Source organism: Vibrio sp. TRT 17S01, assembly GCF_050113695.1.
In the GTDB taxonomy this organism is placed as follows: domain Bacteria; phylum Pseudomonadota; class Gammaproteobacteria; order Enterobacterales; family Vibrionaceae; genus Vibrio.
This window is the reverse complement of record NZ_JBNJOG010000001.1, coordinates 1-18,775: the sequence shown is the minus strand read 5'-3', so window position 1 is coordinate 18,775 and position 18,775 is coordinate 1. Positions and strand designations below refer to the sequence as shown.

Below are 18,775 nucleotides of genomic sequence, written 5' to 3'. Positions count from 1 at the left end.
AAATCATGGAGTAACCCCCTGTACTATGTTTAGACGTACCCGTTCGCTTGTTTGCCTATGTGTTGCAACGGCTCTCGCTTCAGCCCCTATTGCTCAAGCCAATTCATTAGATCTCCCAGACATTGGTACAGCTGCCAGCGGCACATTAACCATCGATCAAGAACTGCAATACGGCGATGCCTACATGCGCATGCTGCGTGCGAGCAAACCTATCGTTAATGACCCTGTTTTAAATGAGTACATTGACTCATTAGGTCATCGATTAGTTGCGAATGCGGATGATGTCAAAACGCCATTCACCTTCTTCATGATCCGAGACCGCAACATTAACGCATTTGCGTTTTTTGGTGGCTATGTTGCCCTTCATTCCGGGTTATTCTTACACGCACAAAGTGAAAGTGAGCTTGCCTCGGTTGTTGCACACGAAATTGCACACGTGACACAACGCCATCTTGCGCGAAGAATGGAAGATCAGGCTCGACGCTCTCCAGCAACCATTGCTGCGTTAGCGGGTTCATTATTGCTTGCTATCGCCGCACCTGAAGCTGGGATTGCAGCCATTACCGCTACGACCGCGGGTAATATGCAAAGCCAAATCAACTACACTCGCAGTAATGAAAAAGAGGCCGACCGCTTTGGTATCGCGACCTTAGCAAAAGCTGGATTTGAAGTGAGCGCAATGCCTCGATTTTTTGGCCGCCTTGCAGACCAATACCGCTATGCCAGCAAACCACCACCAATGTTGCTGACTCACCCGTTACCAGAAGACCGAATTACAGATAGCCGAACACGTGCCCGCGAGTATCCCGCGAAACGTGTCTCGCCATCACTTAGTTACCATCTCGCTCGCGCCCGAATTGTTGCTCGCTATGCGGGGATCAATGAAAATGCGGCCTTAGACTGGTTTGCACGTACCGAGAAAAAAGCATCACCTTCGCTTGCCCCTTCATTCCAATACGGGCGTGCCCTTGTTCATCTGGATAATCGTCATTTTGATAAAGCAGAGCCGCTGTTGAAAGCCCTGCTCAAACAGGATCCCGCTAATAATTTTTATCTCGATGCGATGTCGGATCTCTACATCGCTCAGAATCAAGCAGATAGAGCGGAAAACATGCTGAAGAAAGCGCTGAAAACCAATCCCAACAATCCGGTTTTAGCCATCAATCTTGCAAACTCACTGGTAAAACAAGATAAGAACGAAGATGCCGTGCGTGCACTACAACGCTACACTCATGATCACCCCGATGATGTTAACGGCTGGCACCTATTGTCAGAAGCACAAACACACCTGGGTCACAGTGATGAAGAGCTTGCTGCACGTGCTGAGATATTGGCCTTGAAAGCCAATTGGAACAAAGCAATCCAATATTACACTCAGGCCAGCCAACTGGCTGAATTAGGAAGTTTAAAGCAGGCTCGCTTCGATGCTCGTATCGACCAGCTCATGATTGATCGTGAGCGCTTTATGGCACTGCAATAATCATAAAAATGAAGGAGAAATTTATGTCAGTCGTGATTTATCACAACCCTCGTTGTTCTAAAAGCCGTCAAACATTAGCACTGCTAGAGGAAAACAACGTTCAACCAGAAATCATTACGTATCTTGATACACCGCCAACGGTTGAACAACTAAAAACGCTATATAGTCAGCTTGAGGTTGATGGTGTGCGAGCCATGATGCGCACAAAAGATGATCTCTATAAGGAACTAAAATTAGCAGACGCAACTGACGAAGCACTGTTTACAGCCATGGCAGCCAATCCAAAACTCATCGAACGCCCTATTGTTGTGGCAAATGGCAAAGCCAGACATGGCCGCCCACCAGAGCAAGTGCTTGAGATTTTATGACCTGTCAAATAGTGGTGCTGTATTATAGCCGTCACGGTAGCACCCGAAGCCTCGCCAGACACATCGCAAGAGGGATTGAATCAGTCCCTCATTGTGAAGCCTTGCTGCGTACGGTCGACAGTATTGGTGATCGTGACGGTCCTTCACAAGATCCCGTACTGTCTCTCAATGAGCTGAAGCAGTGCGATGGTTTGGCTATGGGTAGCCCAGTCTGGTTCGGTAACATGGCCGCCCCTTTAAAGCATTTTTGGGATCAAACCAGTGCGCTTTGGGTGGCAGGAGACTTAATTGATAAGCCTGCTTGTGTCTTCACCTCATCTTCTACCTTGCATGGCGGACAGGAAACCACGCAACAAACCATGATGTTGCCTCTGCTTCATCATGGTATGTTGGTTATGGGGCTTCCCTACTCAGAACCAAAACTACACACCACAAAAAGTGGTGGTACTCCCTATGGTGCATCGTCGGTGAGTAAGCAAGCGGAATCATTAACTCAAGAAGAAATCGAACTCGCTCAACAGCTCGGGAAAAGACTGGCCACCACAGCAACAAAGTTAAAAGGATAAATTGCCATGGATGAGATGCAACCAAGAACCAAGCTATATCGTTTACTGGCCTTGTGTGGCAATTTAACGCTACTGGCTTGGGTCGCGATATGGCAATTGTCATTGTCACCACATCCTCACATTAGCAGTACAACACTCGCCATTGCGTGGGTTATTCCCTTATTACTCCCTCTTCCCGGCATTTTGGCAGGCAAACCTTATACCCACGCTTGGGCAAACTTTATCTTGATGCTCTATTTCCTTCATGCATTAACGATTCTGTATGTCGACGGAGGTGAGCGATGGTTAGCTGCAGTTGAATTGCTGCTCACAGCCGCTGGATTTGCGGGCAATATTCTCTATGCTCGTGCAAGAGGAAAAGAGCTGGGACTCAAACTCAAGCGCCTATCCGAAGTCGAGAAACAAGAAAAAGCAAAGTTTGAAAAGTAAAAAAGAGCCGAAAGGCTCTTTTTTGTTATTGTGAGATTTGTTCTGACACCGGCGTTTCATCAGAGGCCGTTTGCTCTTGCTCAGGCACAGCCTCATGGCGTTCGATGTGCTGCCATTTATACATCAAAATGGTTTCAGCAGGCAGTAACGGAGCTATCGATACTTCTTCTTGGCGCACGTCATCGCCTTGTTGAACACCCTCTGTTGTATTTCCATCTATCACGGGTTCAGAAACTGGTAACTCTGGTTGCGTTGGAGTTTCAACAATCGGTTCAAGCGGTGTCACTTGTCCCATTCGAGCTACTTCTTGTTCAAACTGCGTTTTAGACGCTAATAAATGCACGTTGAAGGTCACTTCATGGCCTTGGATTTTCAAGATATCAAGAGATGCAACTGAACTTAGCTTTTTAAGCTTGTTTTCAAGGGTGAAGAAGTCAACAGCATCACCAAGTTCAATGAAGCGTACTTTTATAGCTTCAGAAGACTCACTTGCCACCACAACCGCAGCACGTTTTGCGTAGTAATCACTGATTTGGTTCACCATCTTTTCACTAGCAGATGAACCACTATTTGAACCTGACAACGGAGCTTGACGCGTAATGCCTATTGTTGCGGGTTTTTGATCATATAAAGTCCAACGAACATTATCTCCCTGCGCGCGGATCACTAACACAGCATCAACAGGATAGCGTTGACTGGCCTGCCCCACGGCTTGAGCGAAACCTCCCCACAAATCAGATACAGCGATTCCAGTAATATCATCGAAATCACCAACAGGGATCGTCATTGGCAAACCGCGTTGTTTGGCTTGGCTCATTATATCGTTTAGTACTTTGGAATTAGCATGTTCCCAAACAATATTTCGATCTTGGCTCGTTTCTTCCACCAGCCAAACCAGAATATTTGCGCGAGCAGATGGCCAGAAAGGGAGTTGGGCTTGCGTTAATAATGAGCGAATATGTGGCGCACTAAAGCTCATTCGCATCGTTTGCTCACCTTGCAACTGCCCATAACTTAGCTGTGCTAGGTATTGAGAGCTTTGCTTTAGCGCTTTTTTTACCACAGGGTTGTTCGCGACAGTTTGATCACCGGAAGCGCGAACTAACACTTCTGTCATGCCCTGAACACGAGCTTCGCTATCTGCATTCTCTTCAGTTTGATCCAATACAATTTCTGCTCGATACAGATCGACATTCGTCAGTGCATAAGCGGGTAATCCAACAAGCCCCAAAATCATTAACGCTAAGTTACGCATACTTTTCCTACATTCATGTCAGCGAACACCGATGATAAGCAACAATTTCAGGCAGAGCAACTAAAGGACTAATCAATACGGTTACAAAGTCTTATCTGCCCCTCAGAATAAGATCATAATTTACTAATTAATCATCAATATTTGATCTGATTCAGATTGTAATCGATTGCAACAGTGATAGAATCCCGCGAATTTTATTTTTGTAGAGTAATTACTACTTACCGCCACCTAAAGGAAGAACAATATGAAAAATGCCATCCAAGGCGCACAAATGCTTTTTGTCGCATTTGGGGCCCTCGTGTTAGTGCCGTTATTGACAGGCCTAGACCCAAGCGTTGCTCTATTCGGCGCAGGTATCGGAACCCTTCTTTTCCAATTTGTCACTCGCCGTACCGTGCCAATTTTCCTTGCTTCTTCTTTTGCTTTTATCGCACCTATCCTATACGGGGTTCAGACTTGGGGTATTCCTGCCACTATGGGTGGTTTGATGGCAGCGGGTTTTGTCTACGTCGCGATGGGTGCATTGATCAAAGTACGTGGGGTAGAAATTATTCATAAATTACTGCCACCTGTTGTGGTTGGTCCTGTGATCATGGTGATTGGTCTCGGCTTAGCGCCTGTTGCTGTCAGCATGGCTTTAGGTAAAGTGGATGGCGCTCAAGTGATCGATGCTGACGCATCACTGGTTATTTCGGTTGCATCACTACTGACCACCATAATCCTCAGCGTCTTTGCGAAAGGCTTTTTGAAACTGACGCCAATTCTGGGCGGTATCGTCGTTGGTTACAGCTTAAGCCTAGGATATGGCATTGTGGATTTTACTCCTGTAAAAGAAGCTGCATGGTTCGCCTTACCGAACTTCACCATGCCTGAATTCAATATCAACGCAATTCTATTTATGATTCCTGTGGCCATTGCACCTGCGGTCGAGCACGTGGGCGACATGTTAGCCATCTCTAATGTGACTGGTAAAAACTACATCAAAAAACCAGGGCTACATCGCACCATTACTGGTGACGGCGTCGCGACTATCGCCGCTTCCATGGTAGGCGCGCCACCAAACACCACTTATTCCGAAGTTACTGGTGCCGTAATGCTAACCAAAGCGTTTAACCCTGTGATCATGACTTGGGCTGCGGTAACAGCCATTGTACTTGCTCTAGTTGGCAAGCTTGGAGCTGTACTACAAACCATCCCAATGCCAGTAATGGGCGGTATCATGATTCTTCTGTTTGGCTCCATCGCCACCGTTGGTTTAAACACTCTGATTAAGAACAATGTCGACCTACATAAATCTCGCAACTTAGTGATTGTGGCTATCACGCTCGTATTTGGTATCGGTGGTATGGCATTTGGTATTGGCGAATTCAGCCTTCAAGGCGTTAGCCTTTGCGGTATCGTAGCAATTCTTCTAAACCTAGTTTTGCCAAAAGATTTAGGCGAGAACCACGTTGTGGACAATGCTCAAATGGAAGAAGAAGCAAAATAGTGAACTAAAAGAAAAAGGGTTGGCATATATCAGCCAACCCTTCGTATCATAACCATTATACAAACACTCAACCGCTTATAAGCACAGCTCCACAAACTGTCCCCGCGTCAATGTCGCTAAATCTTGCGCCGCGAGCTCTATCTCTAACCCTCTTTTGCCTGCACTGACACATATACTGCCCTGCTCTAATGCACTTTGGTGAATGAATGTCGGCAAGGCTTTCTTCTGACCTAGCGGACTGATCCCCCCCACTACATACCCTGTTGTTTTTTGTGCGATATCGGGATCTGCCATTTCTGCTTTCTTTCCTTTTGCCGCTTTAGCAGCAAGTTTAAGGTTTAGCTTTTCAGCAACTGGGATGACGGCTACTGCGAGATTTTTTGCTTCACCATTTAAACAAAATAGCAGCGTTTTAAAGACCTTTGCCGGATCTTGCCCCAACACTTGTGCTGCTTCTAAGCCATAACTCTGCGCGCGTGGGTCGTGCTCATATTGGTGAACTTTGTGGGTAATTTTCTTTTTTTTAGCCAAATTAATTGCTGGGGTCATACGACGTTGTCCTTATACCCACCAACATAACCACCTGCGCTGTGAATCGTAACTCAAATGGTTATATTGGTATTTATATAGTTAAACTTTACGAAACTTTTTATTGGTTTCTAAACACAAAAAAGCGCCGCAATTGCGGCGCTTTTAGTTAAAAATATCACGCTGATTGAGTCAAACGTTTTAATGCTTATTTATATACGATTTCACCTGAAGGTGCGTATTTGTTCACATCAACTGGGCTATTGGCTTCTAGGTATTCTTTCAATACTTCAGCATCCACAAAACCAGTGTTTACGTGACCTGGGTGATCCGTGAGTTTCGGATAACCATCACCACCAGCCGCATTGTAGCTTGGTACTGTGAAACGGTAAGTTTCATCTAGGCGTAATTGCTTGCCACTGATGAAGACATTAGACACTTTACCGTCAGCAACAGTCATTGAAATACCTGCAAATTGCGCGTAAGCACCAGAGTCAACTGGCTTCGTTGCTACAACGTTTAGGTAATCAAGCACTTCCTGACCAGACATGTCTGTGTATGTCAGGATATTTGCAAATGGTTGAACTGTCAGTACGTCTTTGTATGTAACGTTACCCGCTTCAATAGAGTCACGGACACCACCAGAGTTCATCACAGCAAAGTCAGCTTTTGCACGCTCCATGTGAGCAGTCGCGATTAAACGGCCTAGGTTAGTCTGTTGGAAACGTACAACGTTACGGTCACCTTCAAGCTTGCCGTTAGTTTCAGAGATTTTCTCGTTTAACTGTGCTTGGCCTTGCTCTTGGTATGGGCGTAAGAACTCAAGTAGTGCTGCGTCTTGTTTGATTTCATCTTCAATCAGAACGCGCTTCTTCTCACCGTTAATTTTAACCTTCTTCTTCAGGTTAACTGGGATCAGATCGTAGCTTACCATGGTTAGCTCGCCGTTACGGAACTCGTAATCAGCACGACCAACATATTTACCCCACTCGTGAGCCTGAACGATGTAAGTACCGTTTTGCATGTCTGGCTTACACTCATCAGAAGGCTTAAAGTTTTTCTTAACAACGTTTGGCGCTTCCATACATACAGGTTCTTGAGAGTGACCACCAACGATCATATCTAGAGAACCTTCGTCTAGGTAGCGAGCCAATGCTACGTCACCCGGAGCGTTGATACCACGGTTACCATCTTCGTAGTGACCCATGTGTGTCACAGCGAAAATTAGGTCTGGTTTTTCAGTTTTCTCAAGTTCAGCGATTAGCTTTTTCGCTTCTTCTTTAGGGTCGCGGAAATCGATGCCACCGATAAACTCTGGGTTGCCGATTTTCGCTGTATCTTCAGTCGTTAGACCAATAACAGCAATCTTGATGCCTTGCTTGTCAAACATCTGGTACGCTTGGAACATGCGCTCACCAGTTGCTTTGTCGTAGATGTTTGCTGAAAGCATTGGGAAGTTGGCCCACTCTTTCTGCTTAAATAGAACTTCTAACGGGTTATCAAACTCGTGGTTACCCAGCGCCATCGCATCGTAACCAATCTTACTCATGCCTTTAAAATCTGGTTCAGCATCTTGAAGGTCTGACTCTGGTACACCTGTGTTGATATCACCACCAGAAAGCAGTAGCGAACTGCCACCTTCTGCTGCAATTTCAGCGCGCAGTTCATCAATCAGCGTCTTACGTGCAGCCATGCCGTATTCGCCGTATTTGTTTTGCCAGAAACGACCGTGGTGGTCATTAGTGTGAAGAACTGTCAGCTTATAGGTTGTATCAGCTTCCCACTCATGCTGAGGTGCTGTTGCACAACCCGCTAGAGTAGCCAAAATTGCCGCGCTAATTGCGCTTTTTACGATCAGGCGTTGCTTCATTGTCATACCTTTTGAACTTTTGGGGATTTCCACTGCTTTTGAATATAGGTTCTATACAGAGAATTAATAACTATTGCTTCTTGCACAAAGAAAACTAAGCCTGTGGAACCTATAAAACTTGATATAGTTTAAATTAACTGAAAACGTCAGACAGTTCGTTTTCATATTTATGACGATTTGATCACGATATTATTGTCAATAACTTGCAACAACGCTCACAGCTTACACCTGAGAAGAGAAACGATCACAAGCAAACGTTTTACTGTGAAATACGCCGATTCATTGGTTGATGATAAAGTGGTCGCATTTACAACAAATATCGAAAATATCATCGATTTTTGCACAAAAAAGGCTGCCTATTAGGCAGCCTTATTGTTTCTAAATATGTCTATCGAATATCGATATGATCAAAACCTTTAATGAGATCATCTAGCGCTTTCATTTGCGCTAAGAACGGCTCGAGCTTGTCTAGTGGCAATGCTGATGGGCCATCACAGCGTGCTTGCTCTGGGTTTGGATGCGCTTCAATAAATAGACCTGCAATACCTGTTGCTAAGCCTGCTTTTGCCAACTCAACCGTTTGCTCACGACGACCACCTGAAGCCGCACCAGACGGATCGCGCATTTGTAGAGAGTGAGTCACATCAAAAATAATTGGGCTGCCGTTTGAGGCTTTCTTCATAACACCAAAGCCCAGCATATCCACAACCAAATTATCATAGCCATGGCATGAACCACGTTCACATAGGATCACGTTCTCGTTGCCACATTCTGCGAACTTCTCAACGATATTGCCCACTTGACCAGGACTCATAAACTGGGGTTTCTTGACGTTAATCACTGCGCCTGTTTTTGCCATCGCTTCGACAAGATCAGTTTGACGGGCTAGGAATGCTGGCAACTGGATAACATCAACCACATCAGCCACAGGCTGAGCTTGAGCCTCAGTATGTACATCGGTGATGATTTTCACACCAAACGTGTCTTTAAGCTCTTGGAAGATCTTCATTCCTTCTTCAAGACCCGGACCACGGTATGAATGCACTGAACTGCGGTTCGCTTTATCGAACGACGCCTTAAATACATAAGGGATACCCAGTTTCTCAGTTACTTTTACGTAGTGTTCACAAATCTGCATTGCCAGATCGCGGGATTCCAGAACGTTCATTCCAGCAAACAAGGTAAAAGGTTTATCGTTAGCTACTGGAATATCACCAACATGAACGATTTTTTGTTCCATCATCTTCTCTCTTTATTTATTGAGTTAATGCAAAATAACTTGCGGGTTACCCATTGCATTAACTTGATTCTTTAGTAGCTCAGCCGCCGGATCATCTGGACACTGATCAATAAAGTACTGGTAATCCGTCATCGCGATTTGATGGCAATCCAATTGTTGATAGATAAACCCTCGATCACGAATCTCATACGGGTCATCAGGCACAAAGGTTAACGCCAGATCAGTACAACGTAGTGCAAGAGTATAACGCTCTTCGCGCAGCAACGCGCTTTTGATCAACGCCAGCCAGCGTCCAATAACCGTTGGATTATCCGCTTCTTTTAGATGTTCTTCTTTCAGCGTAGAAAATGGACCACTGTGTCCAACAAGCCATGCGCTTAGTGTATGCTCAGAAACATATTCGCCATTAAAAGGATTGATATATTGAGGTTTCTCACCATACCATTCAACGCGCAATAAAAACTGGCTTGGGAATGTCACACCGGTTAGTGGAAACCCGAGTTTCTTACCAAAATAGAGCAATAGTGCACCAAGGCTGACGGGAATACCTTTTCGGCGTTGCAGTACTTTATCCATAAAAGCATTGGCCGAATCATAATACGCTTCTTGATCGCCAGAGAAACCCCACTCGGTATAGAAGAGACGAATAAAACGCTCAAACCGCTGCTTCTCATTGGGTTCATGTACCAATTCAAGCTCTGCTGCTGACAATAAACGCGCCAGCTCTAACTCAGCCCAATGAACTTCTGTCTCTGGATTGATGGCCTTATTTAATACCAGCGCCCCTTCAGCAAGTTCCATTGCATCAAAGTCTTCATCAAATAGCTCAAGCATGATTGATGATCTACCTCAAATTACTCGAAAATTTTAACCTAAGAACATTGGAACTTTAGTCACGGCAACTTTTCCCGCCATGGCTAACCAACCTAATGCACCAAAGAATGAGAATGTACGTAGCAATTTGTTCTTGCCCAGTTTAAGCGCGAATAAACCTAGCGCAATGTACGCCAAAATACAGGTAATTTTCTCTGTCAGCCACGGAGCTGCCGCAGTAAAAGGAATAAATCCAGTGATAAGAATCAAGCCGATCCCTGACAGCAACAAGCAAGTGTCATTGATATGAGGGAAGACTTTTAAAAACTTATTCTCTTGCAGCGTTGAATTCGCCATCATCAAAGCATAACGAACGGATAATAACGTTGCGCTCAATACAATCGTAAACAGGTGAAAGTGCTTTAAACCTTCGTACATCGACATTCTCTCTTATTTTTTGGTGTTCCATTGACCCAATGTTACTCGGTCATTTCCACCATAGTCCTTTTCTGTAGAAATTTGGCCGTAGCCAAACTCCGTAAATAGCTTCCTTACCGCTTCCCCTTGCTGATATCCATGCTCAAAAAGCAGCCAACCATTTTCGCACAAGTATTCCCTCGCCTTGTCAATGATATGACGAATATCAGCCAAGCCATTTTCAGCAGCGACCAAGGCGCTACGAGGCTCAAACCGCACGTCGCCTTGCACCAAGTGTGGATCGTGCTCATCAATATAAGGAGGATTTGACACAATCAAAGCAAACTTCGTACCTGTTTCCAAAGGTTCGAACCAACTTCCTGCATAAAAAGCGGCATTCGTAAGGTTAAGGTTCGCTGCATTTTCTCTTGCGAGTTGCTGCGCCTCAACTTTCAAATCGATCCCTATCACATGTCGCTTAGGTAGCTCTGAAGCAAGTGCAAGTGCAATCGCCCCCGTACCGGTACCTAAATCAAGGAGATGGCCGTCATTCTCTTCCGCTTTATCCAAAGCGATTTCCACCAACCTTTCCGTATCCGGTCTTGGGATCAACGTTGATGGCGATACCTTAAGTGGTAATGACCAAAACTCGCGCTCCCCAACAATATAGGCAACAGGCTCACCGGAAAGACGACGTTCTAGCAATAAAGAGAAGGCATTTAACTCTTGTTGTGACAGTTCTTTGTCAGGCCAAGTCAGTAGGAAGGAGCGTGGTTTTTTAAGGGTGTGGCAAAGTAATACCGCAGCATCAAGAGAAGGCGATTCACTGCCACTCTCCTGAAGCTGGGCGATTGCCTGCTTTAATGTGTTTTCAACACGACATTGTGCAGACATTGAATTAGTTGTTTTCCGCCAGAGCAGCTAGCTGATCTGCTTGGTGTTCTTGAATAACAGGTTCAACCAAGCTCGCCAAATCACCTTCCATGACTTCATTTAGGCGGTAAACCGTCAGGTTAATACGGTGATCCGAAACACGTCCTTGAGGGTAGTTATAGGTACGAATACGGTCACTACGGTCACCTGAACCAAGCAGGTTACGACGTGTGTCTGATACTTCAGCAGCACGTTTGGCTTCTTCTGCCTGAATAATACGTGCAGCAAGTACTGCCATCGCTTTCGCTTTGTTCTTATGCTGTGAACGCTCGTCCTGACACTCTACAACGGTACCTGTTGGTAAGTGAGTAATACGGATAGCTGAGTCTGTGGTGTTAACGTGCTGACCACCCGCGCCTGATGCACGGAAGGTGTCGATTTTCAGATCAGCGGCTTTAATCTCAGGAATTTCAGCTTCTGGGATCTCTGCCATCACCGCAACCGTACATGCCGAAGTATGTACACGACCTTGCGATTCTGTCGCTGGTACACGTTGTACGCGGTGACCACCAGATTCAAACTTCAGCACACCATATGCTCCATCGCCAGTGACCTTAGCAATCATCTCTTTATAGCCGCCATGCTCCGCTTCATTGGAAGACATCACTTCAATACGCCAGCCTTTTTTCTCAGCGAATCTGCTGTACATGCGGAACAAGTCACCCGCAAAAATGCCTGCTTCATCACCACCAGCACCTGCACGAATTTCTAAGAAACAGTTGCGGTCGTCATTTGGATCTTTTGGCAATAAAAGAATTTGCAGTTCGTCATTTAAACGCTCAATCGCTTCTTTTGCGTCTTTGATTTCTTCCTGAGCCATCTCGCGCATTTCTTCATCGTCTTCTTTTGCCATTTCTTCGGCAGCAACAAGATCTTCTTGTGCTTGCTGATAGGCTTGAAAACACTTCGTCACTTCCTCTAGTTGAGAGTACTCTTTCGACAATGCACGGAATTTATCCTGATCACCAATAACATCAGGATCACCAAGTAGGTGCTGAACTTCTTCATAACGTTCTACAAGCGTTTCTAGCTTGATAAGAATGGAGGCTTTCATAGTTTTCTTAAACTCAGGGGTTATTTTGATTATGAGTCTTCAAGACCCAAACTCTGTCTAATTACGGCCAGTTTAGCTGGCTCTCCTTGCTCCGCTGCACTTTGTAGCGCTCGGGTAGGAGCATGGATCAATTTGTTGGTGAGCTTGTTACTCAGCTCTAATAACACTTTTTCTGGATCGGCACCCGATGCCAATGACTGGAGACTCTTACTCAGCAGATCTTCACGAATGTCATTGGCCGATTTCCGAAACTCTCGGATGCTATCAACCGCTTGCAATGAGCGCATCCATGTCATAAATGCGGCACTTTCTTCACTGACGATCGCTTCAGCTTGAATGGCTTCAACTTTCCGTTGCTCGATATTGTTGTCAACGATTGATTGCAGATCATCTACTGTGTAGAGATAAGCATCATTGAGCTCACCGACTTGTGCTTCAATGTCCCGAGGAACCGCAATATCAACCAATAAAACAGGCTGACAACGACGGGCTTTCAACGCAGTTTCGACCATGCCTTTACCAATAATAGGCAAGGGACTTGCTGTTGAGCTGATCACGATATCTGCACGCGGTAAGTGAGTAGGAATTTCTTCTAAACTGATCACTTCCGCACCAAACTCTTCCGCAAGTGGTAACGCCCGCTCTCGCGTTCGGTTGGCTACAATCATTTTCTGGCATCCATTGGCAGATAAATGCTTCGCAACTAATTCAATCGTTTCACCAGCGCCAACTAATAAGACCGTTGACGTTTCCAGAGATTCAAAAATGTGTTTCGCTAACGTGCACGCTGCATACGCAACGGAGACAGCATTGCCACCAATGTCCGTTTCAGTGCGAACACGCTTAGCGACAGAAAATGTTTTCTGAAACAGCTTCTCGATTGATGTATCAACGGCTTTGTGCTCACGGGCATCCGAATAGGATTGTTTAACCTGCCCTAAAATTTGAGGCTCACCAAGCACCAAAGAATCCAAACCGCAGGAAACGCGCATCAGATGACGAATAGCCGCCTGCTCTTCATGAATATAAAGGCTTGGTTTTAATTCTTCAGGACTCACTTGATGAAACTGAGAAATCCAGTCAATCAACTTACTTTTGCCAGATGGTTTTACATCACAATAAATTTCGGTCCGGTTACAGGTAGAGACGATAACGCAGCCGTTGACGTTTGGGTTATCGCCAAGCTGCGTTAGTGCAACTGGCAATTTTTCAGGGCCAAACGCGACTTTCTCTCGCAGTTCTACCGATGCCGTATTGTGATTAATACCAATGGCAAGCAATGACATGTATGGATGATTCTCTGGGTCAGATAAAAAGCAAACAGGGCGGAATTTTACTTGATGGCCTCGGTTATTGAAAGGGTAACGAGGATATGTTTTCGTGACTTCGTGATATCAATGATATAGTAGCGCCATTCAAAGGTATTGATTGAGCAGTTATCCAACGATGAAAATACGATTTCGTTTGCCGTTAATCTGGGCTTTAACTCTTTTGTTCTTATCGGGTTGTGCCGCCGTGCAAAACAGCACCACCAACGTCGAATGGCAAACTCACCAACAGCGCCTTGCGAGCATTTCTCATTATCAAGCGGTTGGTAAAATTGGCTATATTTCCCCAGACCAACGCCAATCCCTTAACTTCCAATGGAAACATTCTCCGCAAAATAGCGAGCTGCGCCTTTCTACATTCTTAGGGCAAACTGTCCTTAATTTATCAGTCACACCAAAAGGTGCCGTCGTTGAAACCTACGATGATCAAACCCTGACTGCCGATGATGCTGATACGTTGATCTACCAATTAACCGGTTTAGCCATTCCATTTAAAGATCTCAATCATTGGTTGCTCGGAGAACCTGGCAATGTTGAACATTTTACGACCAACGCCCACAACACCTTAGCCTCATTAAGCAAAACGCTTGAATCACGAACGTGGCAACTTGATTACCTTAATTATCGAGATGAGCCTTTTAATGGCCTTCCTCTCCCGCTTCCACAAAAATTAAAGCTTCAACAAGCCAGCACCAAAATTAACATCATCGTATCTAAGTGGACTTTAACCCAATGATCACCAGCACAACTCAATGGCCTTCTCCCGCAAAACTCAATTTATTTTTGTATATCACTGGCCAACGTGAAAATGGGTACCATGAACTTCAAACCTTATTTCAGTTTGTCGATCATGGTGACACATTGATCATCACCGCGAATTCCAGCGGTGACATTACACTCACCCCTGAAATACCCGGCGTTCCACTACAAGACAACCTTATTTGGAAAGCCGCGACTGCGCTGCAGAAATACGCAAGTTGTGAATTTGGGGCTCATATTGAGCTAAATAAAATATTGCCTATGGGTGGGGGGATTGGCGGTGGCTCTTCCAATGCGGCAACCGTATTGGTTGCGCTCAATTATTTGTGGCAGTTAGCGCTATCCGATGACGAACTTGCTCAGATTGGCCTGCACTTAGGAGCCGATGTCCCAGTATTTGTCCGAGGTTTCGCCGCATTTGCAGAAGGTGTTGGTGAAAAACTCACCCAAGCCGAACCTAAAGAACAATGGTATTTAGTCGTTCGTCCAAATGTGGCTATCGCAACGGCAGATATTTTTACTCACCCACAATTAACACGAGATACGCCGAAGCGAGCGCTGGCAACACTTCTTTCCACTCCTTACGAAAACGATTGCGAAAAAATTGTTCGAATGCTGTACCCAGAGGTTGATAAGCAACTTTCATGGCTGCTACAATACGCGCCGTCGAGATTGACCGGGACTGGATCGTGCGTGTTTGCTGAGTTTTCCAGTGAAGACGACGCTCGTTCGGTTTTGGAAAAACTACCTGACACTGTCTCTGCTTTTGTAGCTAAAGGGCGTAATATTTCGCCTCTACATGAGACATTGGCTAAGCATCGCTCAGCCCACAATTCAATTATCTAAAACTGGACGCAACCCTGAGGTTTCCACCGTGCCTGATATGAAGCTATTTGCTGGTAACGCAACACCTGAACTAGCCCAACGTATTGCTGATCGTCTATACATCTCCCTTGGTGACGCTACTGTTTCTCGTTTTTCTGATGGCGAAGTCGCTGTTCAAATTAACGAAAACGTACGTGGTAGTGATGTTTTCATTATCCAATCAACATGCGCACCAACCAACGACAACCTAATGGAATTGGTTGTAATGATTGATGCAATGCGCCGTGCTTCAGCGGGCCGTATTACAGCAGTTATCCCTTACTTTGGTTACGCTCGCCAAGACCGTCGTGTACGTTCTGCGCGTGTGCCAATCACTGCAAAAGTTGTTGCTGACTTTCTTTCTAACGTTGGGGTTGACCGCGTTCTGACTATTGACCTACACGCTGAACAGATTCAAGGTTTCTTTGATGTTCCTGTAGACAACATTTTCGGTACGCCTGTTCTTCTAGAAGACATGGAAAACCGTGGTCTTGAAAACCCTGTTGTTGTTTCTCCTGATCTTGGTGGTGTTGTACGCGCTCGTGCAACAGCAAAAGCATTAGGTGATATCGACATCGCTATCGTTGACAAACGTCGCCCACGCGCTAACGTTTCTGAAGTGATGAACCTCATCGGTGATGTTGAAGGACGCGATTGCGTTATCGTTGATGACATGATCGATACAGGTGGCACTCTATGTAAAGCGGCTGAAGCGCTAAAAGAGCGTGGTGCTAAACGCGTTTTCGCTTACGCGACACACGCTGTTTTCTCTGGCAACGCTGCGCAAAACATCAAGAGCTCTGTTCTTGATCAAGTGATTGTCACTGACTCTATCTCTCTTTCTAAAGAGATGGCGGCGACAGGCAAAGTCACCACACTTAGCCTATCTCGCATGCTGGCAGAAGCAATTCGCCGCATCAGCAACGAAGAGTCTATCTCAGCAATGTTTAACTAATCTTACGATTGTTATAAACACTGAATTTTTAAAGCGCTTCCCGATGGAAGCGCTTTTTATTTGAGGCAAAACCAATCACCTGTCATCAGGCCAGTTTTCTGTGCTATCATACTGCGCTTTTTGAGATTGCAGAGAGATCCCAACCTTGAGTCAACAAATCAAACTTCTTGTCGGATTAGCCAATCCAGGCCCTGAGTATAAAAAAACACGCCACAATGCGGGCGCATGGGTAGTAGAAGAGTTAGCTCGCGTTCATAACACAACGCTCAAAGAGGAATCGAAGTTTTTCGGTTACACCGGGCGCATTATGATGAATGGTCAAGACCTCCGTTTGCTTATCCCAACAACATTTATGAACTTGTCAGGAAAGTCGATCGCTGCACTGACAAAGTTCTATCAAATCAAACCCGAAGAAATCATGGTGGCACACGACGAGCTCGACTTGCCGCCAGGGGTAGCTAAGTTTAAAAAAGGCGGTGGGCACGGTGGGCACAATGGCTTACGCGACACCATCAGCAAACTGGCTAATAACAAAGATTTCTACCGTCTTCGAATCGGCATTGGCCATCCGGGACACAAAGACAAAGTTGCTGGTTTTGTATTAGGAAAAGCGCCTGCAAAAGAGCAAGAGCTTTTAGACGCAGCAGTCGATGAATCTGTCCGTTGCTTAGATATCTTGCTAAAAGACGGCTTAACCAAAGCACAAAACCGCTTACACACGTTCAAAGCTGAATAAGGTTACTATCATGGGTTTTAAATGTGGCATCGTTGGTCTACCAAACGTTGGTAAATCAACTCTGTTTAACGCACTCACTAAAGCGGGTATTGAAGCCGCTAACTTCCCGTTTTGTACAATCGAACCAAACACTGGTGTGGTTCCGGTGCCAGATCTTCGTCTGGATGCGCTAGCGAAAATCGTTAACCCGCAGAAAACCTTACCAACCACTATGGAATTCGTGGATATCGCTGGCCTAGTAGCAGGCGCATCAAAAGGTGAAGGTTTAGGTAACAAATTCTTGGCAAACATCCGTGAAACTGATGCTATCGGTCACGTTGTTCGCTGTTTTGAAAACGAAAACATTGTTCACGTTGCAGGTAAAGTATCACCTATCGAAGATATCGAAGTGATTAACCTTGAACTTGCTATGGCTGACCTTGACTCTTGTGAGCGTGCGATCCAACGTAACGCTAAGAAAGCAAAAGGCGGCGACAAAGATGCTAAGTTTGAGCTGACCGTACTAGAAAAACTGCTTCCAGTATTAACTGAAGGTGGTATGGCTCGTACAGTTGAGTTGGCAAAAGAAGAGTTGGCAGCGATTGGCTACCTGAACTTCCTAACATTAAAACCAACTATGTACATCGCGAACGTAAATGAAGATGGTTTTGAAAACAACCCATATCTAGATGCCGTACGCGAATTTGCAGAAAAAGAAAACAACGTTGTTGTTCCTGTTTGCGCGGCAATCGAGTCTGAGCTTTCAGAGCTAGAAGATGAAGATCGTGAAGAGTTTCTTGCAGACATGGGCATCGAAGAGCCGGGGTTAAACCGAGTGATTCGTGCTGGTTACGAACTATTGGAACTTCACACTTACTTTACGGCTGGTGTGAAAGAAGTTCGCGCATGGACAATCCCTGTTGGAGCAACTGCACCAAAAGCAGCGGGTAAGATCCACACCGACTTTGAAAAAGGGTTCATCCGTGCAGAAGTCGTTGGTTACGACGACTTTATTCAATTTAACGGTGAAAATGGCGCGAAAGAAGCAGGAAAATGGCGTCTAGAAGGTAAAGAATACATCGTTAAAGATGGTGATGTTGTTCATTTCCGCTTCAACGTTTAAGTAACTCGATGATTTTACTCTCTTAGAGTGCATATAAAAGCCAGTGCTATCACTGGCTTTTTTTATACTCCGTAGAAATAAAATCCATAAACTGATGCCAAATTATTTGCACTTTTCGATCATTAACGCGCCTCTTTGTTCAAAAAGAAACCGAACGATTCATTTGTCGGGATTTATTCAAAAAAACTGTTGACGGTTCTCACACAGATCCGCATAATGCGCCCCGTTCCCGACGAGACTGATATGGTTTTGAAAGGAAGAAAACATGGTATGGCTACGTAGCTCAGCTGGTTAGAGCACATCACTCATAATGATGGGGTCACAGGTTCGAATCCCGTCGTAGCCACCATTCCTAAGTGCTTTTAATAAAAGCCTTTAGGAAAAGATGCGGAAGTGGCGGAATTGGTAGACGCACCAGATTTAGGTTCTGGCGCCGCAAGGTGTGAGAGTTCAAGTCTCTCCTTCCGCACCATACTTTTCTAATTTGATCAGTCTTTACGACTATCGCCTGCAGGTCTATCGCCAAGCGGTAAGGCAGCGGCTTTTGATGCCGCCATTCCCTGGTTCGAATCCAGGTAGACCTGCCATT

The 18,775-nt window shown here is 45.3% G+C and carries 19 protein-coding genes and 3 tRNA genes; 13 read left to right on the top strand and 9 right to left on the bottom strand.

Annotated features, from left to right (window positions below; all coding sequences use genetic code 11):
• Nucleotides 1–25 precede the first annotated feature (25 nt).
• The 4 genes from ACQEXS_RS00110 to ACQEXS_RS00095 are packed head-to-tail and all read left to right on the top strand — an operon-like array spanning nt 26 to nt 2,843.
• On the top strand, nt 26–1,480 hold the full coding sequence (locus tag ACQEXS_RS00110; protein ID WP_427012418.1) for a M48 family metalloprotease: 1,455 nt from the start codon (nt 26–28) through the stop codon (nt 1,478–1,480).
• Nucleotides 1,481–1,503: 23 nt separating this feature from the next.
• Nucleotides 1,504–1,848 (top strand): arsenate reductase (glutaredoxin), encoded by a 345-nt coding sequence (arsC, locus tag ACQEXS_RS00105; protein WP_367988483.1) that lies wholly within the window; start codon nt 1,504–1,506, stop codon nt 1,846–1,848.
• Nucleotides 1,845–2,414 (top strand): NAD(P)H:quinone oxidoreductase, encoded by a 570-nt coding sequence (wrbA, locus tag ACQEXS_RS00100; RefSeq protein WP_427012417.1) that lies wholly within the window; start codon nt 1,845–1,847, stop codon nt 2,412–2,414. Before arsC ends, wrbA begins: the two co-directional genes overlap by 4 nt.
• Nucleotides 2,415–2,420: 6 nt before the next feature.
• Nucleotides 2,421–2,843, top strand: a complete 423-nt coding sequence (locus tag ACQEXS_RS00095; protein ID WP_427012416.1) for a DUF2069 domain-containing protein — start codon at nt 2,421–2,423, stop codon at nt 2,841–2,843.
• Between the two features lie 25 nt (nt 2,844–2,868).
• Here the strand turns inward: ACQEXS_RS00095 and ACQEXS_RS00090 are convergent, their stop codons facing one another.
• Nucleotides 2,869–4,098, bottom strand: a complete 1,230-nt coding sequence (locus tag ACQEXS_RS00090; RefSeq protein WP_427012415.1) for a DUF2066 domain-containing protein — start codon at nt 4,096–4,098, stop codon at nt 2,869–2,871.
• Nucleotides 4,099–4,342: 244 nt separating this feature from the next.
• On the opposite strand from ACQEXS_RS00090, the gene ACQEXS_RS00085 reads away from it, so the two are divergent.
• Nucleotides 4,343–5,587: a uracil-xanthine permease family protein gene (locus ACQEXS_RS00085; RefSeq protein WP_367988479.1), complete on the top strand. Its 1,245-nt coding sequence runs from the start codon at nt 4,343–4,345 to the stop codon at nt 5,585–5,587.
• 75 nt (nt 5,588–5,662) lie between these two features.
• Here ACQEXS_RS00085 and ybaK read toward each other — a convergent pair whose 3' ends face one another.
• From ybaK to hemA, 8 genes are all read right to left on the bottom strand, one after another.
• Nucleotides 5,663–6,136, bottom strand: coding sequence for a Cys-tRNA(Pro) deacylase (ybaK, locus tag ACQEXS_RS00080; protein WP_427011995.1), 474 nt, complete (start codon nt 6,134–6,136; stop codon nt 5,663–5,665).
• A 187-nt stretch (nt 6,137–6,323) separates the two neighbouring features.
• The gene (gene ushA / locus ACQEXS_RS00075; protein ID WP_367988477.1) at nt 6,324–7,985 is read right to left on the bottom strand and encodes a bifunctional UDP-sugar hydrolase/5'-nucleotidase UshA; all 1,662 of its coding nucleotides are present in this window, start codon (nt 7,983–7,985) and stop codon (nt 6,324–6,326) included.
• Nucleotides 7,986–8,373: 388 nt separating this feature from the next.
• The gene (kdsA, locus tag ACQEXS_RS00070) at nt 8,374–9,225 is read right to left on the bottom strand and encodes a 3-deoxy-8-phosphooctulonate synthase (RefSeq protein WP_367989144.1); all 852 of its coding nucleotides are present in this window, start codon (nt 9,223–9,225) and stop codon (nt 8,374–8,376) included.
• A gap of 24 nt (nt 9,226–9,249) precedes the next feature.
• A complete protein-coding gene (locus ACQEXS_RS00065; protein ID WP_367988476.1) occupies nt 9,250–10,059 on the bottom strand; it encodes a SirB1 family protein in 810 nt (269 codons plus the stop codon).
• Between the two features lie 33 nt (nt 10,060–10,092).
• Entirely contained in the window at nt 10,093–10,476 is a 384-nt protein-coding gene (locus tag ACQEXS_RS00060) for a SirB2 family protein (protein ID WP_427012414.1), read from the bottom strand.
• A gap of 12 nt (nt 10,477–10,488) precedes the next feature.
• A complete protein-coding gene (prmC, locus tag ACQEXS_RS00055; RefSeq protein ID WP_427012413.1) occupies nt 10,489–11,349 on the bottom strand; it encodes a peptide chain release factor N(5)-glutamine methyltransferase in 861 nt (286 codons plus the stop codon).
• 4 nt (nt 11,350–11,353) lie between these two features.
• Nucleotides 11,354–12,442, bottom strand: coding sequence for a peptide chain release factor 1 (gene prfA / locus ACQEXS_RS00050; protein ID WP_367988472.1), 1,089 nt, complete (start codon nt 12,440–12,442; stop codon nt 11,354–11,356).
• A gap of 29 nt (nt 12,443–12,471) precedes the next feature.
• On the bottom strand, nt 12,472–13,728 hold the full coding sequence (gene hemA, locus ACQEXS_RS00045) for a glutamyl-tRNA reductase (protein WP_367988471.1): 1,257 nt from the start codon (nt 13,726–13,728) through the stop codon (nt 12,472–12,474).
• 160 nt (nt 13,729–13,888) lie between these two features.
• Between hemA and lolB the strand changes: the two genes are divergently transcribed.
• The 8 genes from lolB to ACQEXS_RS00005 all read left to right on the top strand — a co-directional run bounded on the left by lolB (nt 13,889) and on the right by ACQEXS_RS00005 (nt 18,773).
• A complete protein-coding gene (lolB, locus tag ACQEXS_RS00040; protein WP_427012412.1) occupies nt 13,889–14,506 on the top strand; it encodes a lipoprotein insertase outer membrane protein LolB in 618 nt (205 codons plus the stop codon).
• Entirely contained in the window at nt 14,503–15,375 is an 873-nt protein-coding gene (ispE, locus tag ACQEXS_RS00035; RefSeq protein ID WP_427012411.1) for a 4-(cytidine 5'-diphospho)-2-C-methyl-D-erythritol kinase, read from the top strand. Before lolB ends, ispE begins: the two co-directional genes overlap by 4 nt.
• 28 nt (nt 15,376–15,403) lie before the next feature.
• A complete protein-coding gene (locus tag ACQEXS_RS00030) occupies nt 15,404–16,348 on the top strand; it encodes a ribose-phosphate pyrophosphokinase (RefSeq protein WP_367988468.1) in 945 nt (314 codons plus the stop codon).
• Nucleotides 16,349–16,493: 145 nt separating this feature from the next.
• Nucleotides 16,494–17,084: an aminoacyl-tRNA hydrolase gene (gene pth, locus ACQEXS_RS00025; protein WP_427012410.1), complete on the top strand. Its 591-nt coding sequence runs from the start codon at nt 16,494–16,496 to the stop codon at nt 17,082–17,084.
• Between the two features lie 10 nt (nt 17,085–17,094).
• Nucleotides 17,095–18,186, top strand: coding sequence for a redox-regulated ATPase YchF (gene ychF, locus ACQEXS_RS00020; RefSeq protein WP_427011990.1), 1,092 nt, complete (start codon nt 17,095–17,097; stop codon nt 18,184–18,186).
• Between the two features lie 272 nt (nt 18,187–18,458).
• Nucleotides 18,459–18,535, top strand: a tRNA-Met gene (locus tag ACQEXS_RS00015).
• Nucleotides 18,536–18,573: 38 nt separating this feature from the next.
• Nucleotides 18,574–18,658 (top strand) — tRNA-Leu (locus tag ACQEXS_RS00010).
• Between the two features lie 40 nt (nt 18,659–18,698).
• A tRNA-Gln gene (locus tag ACQEXS_RS00005) sits at nt 18,699–18,773 on the top strand.
• Nucleotides 18,774–18,775 lie beyond the last annotated feature (2 nt).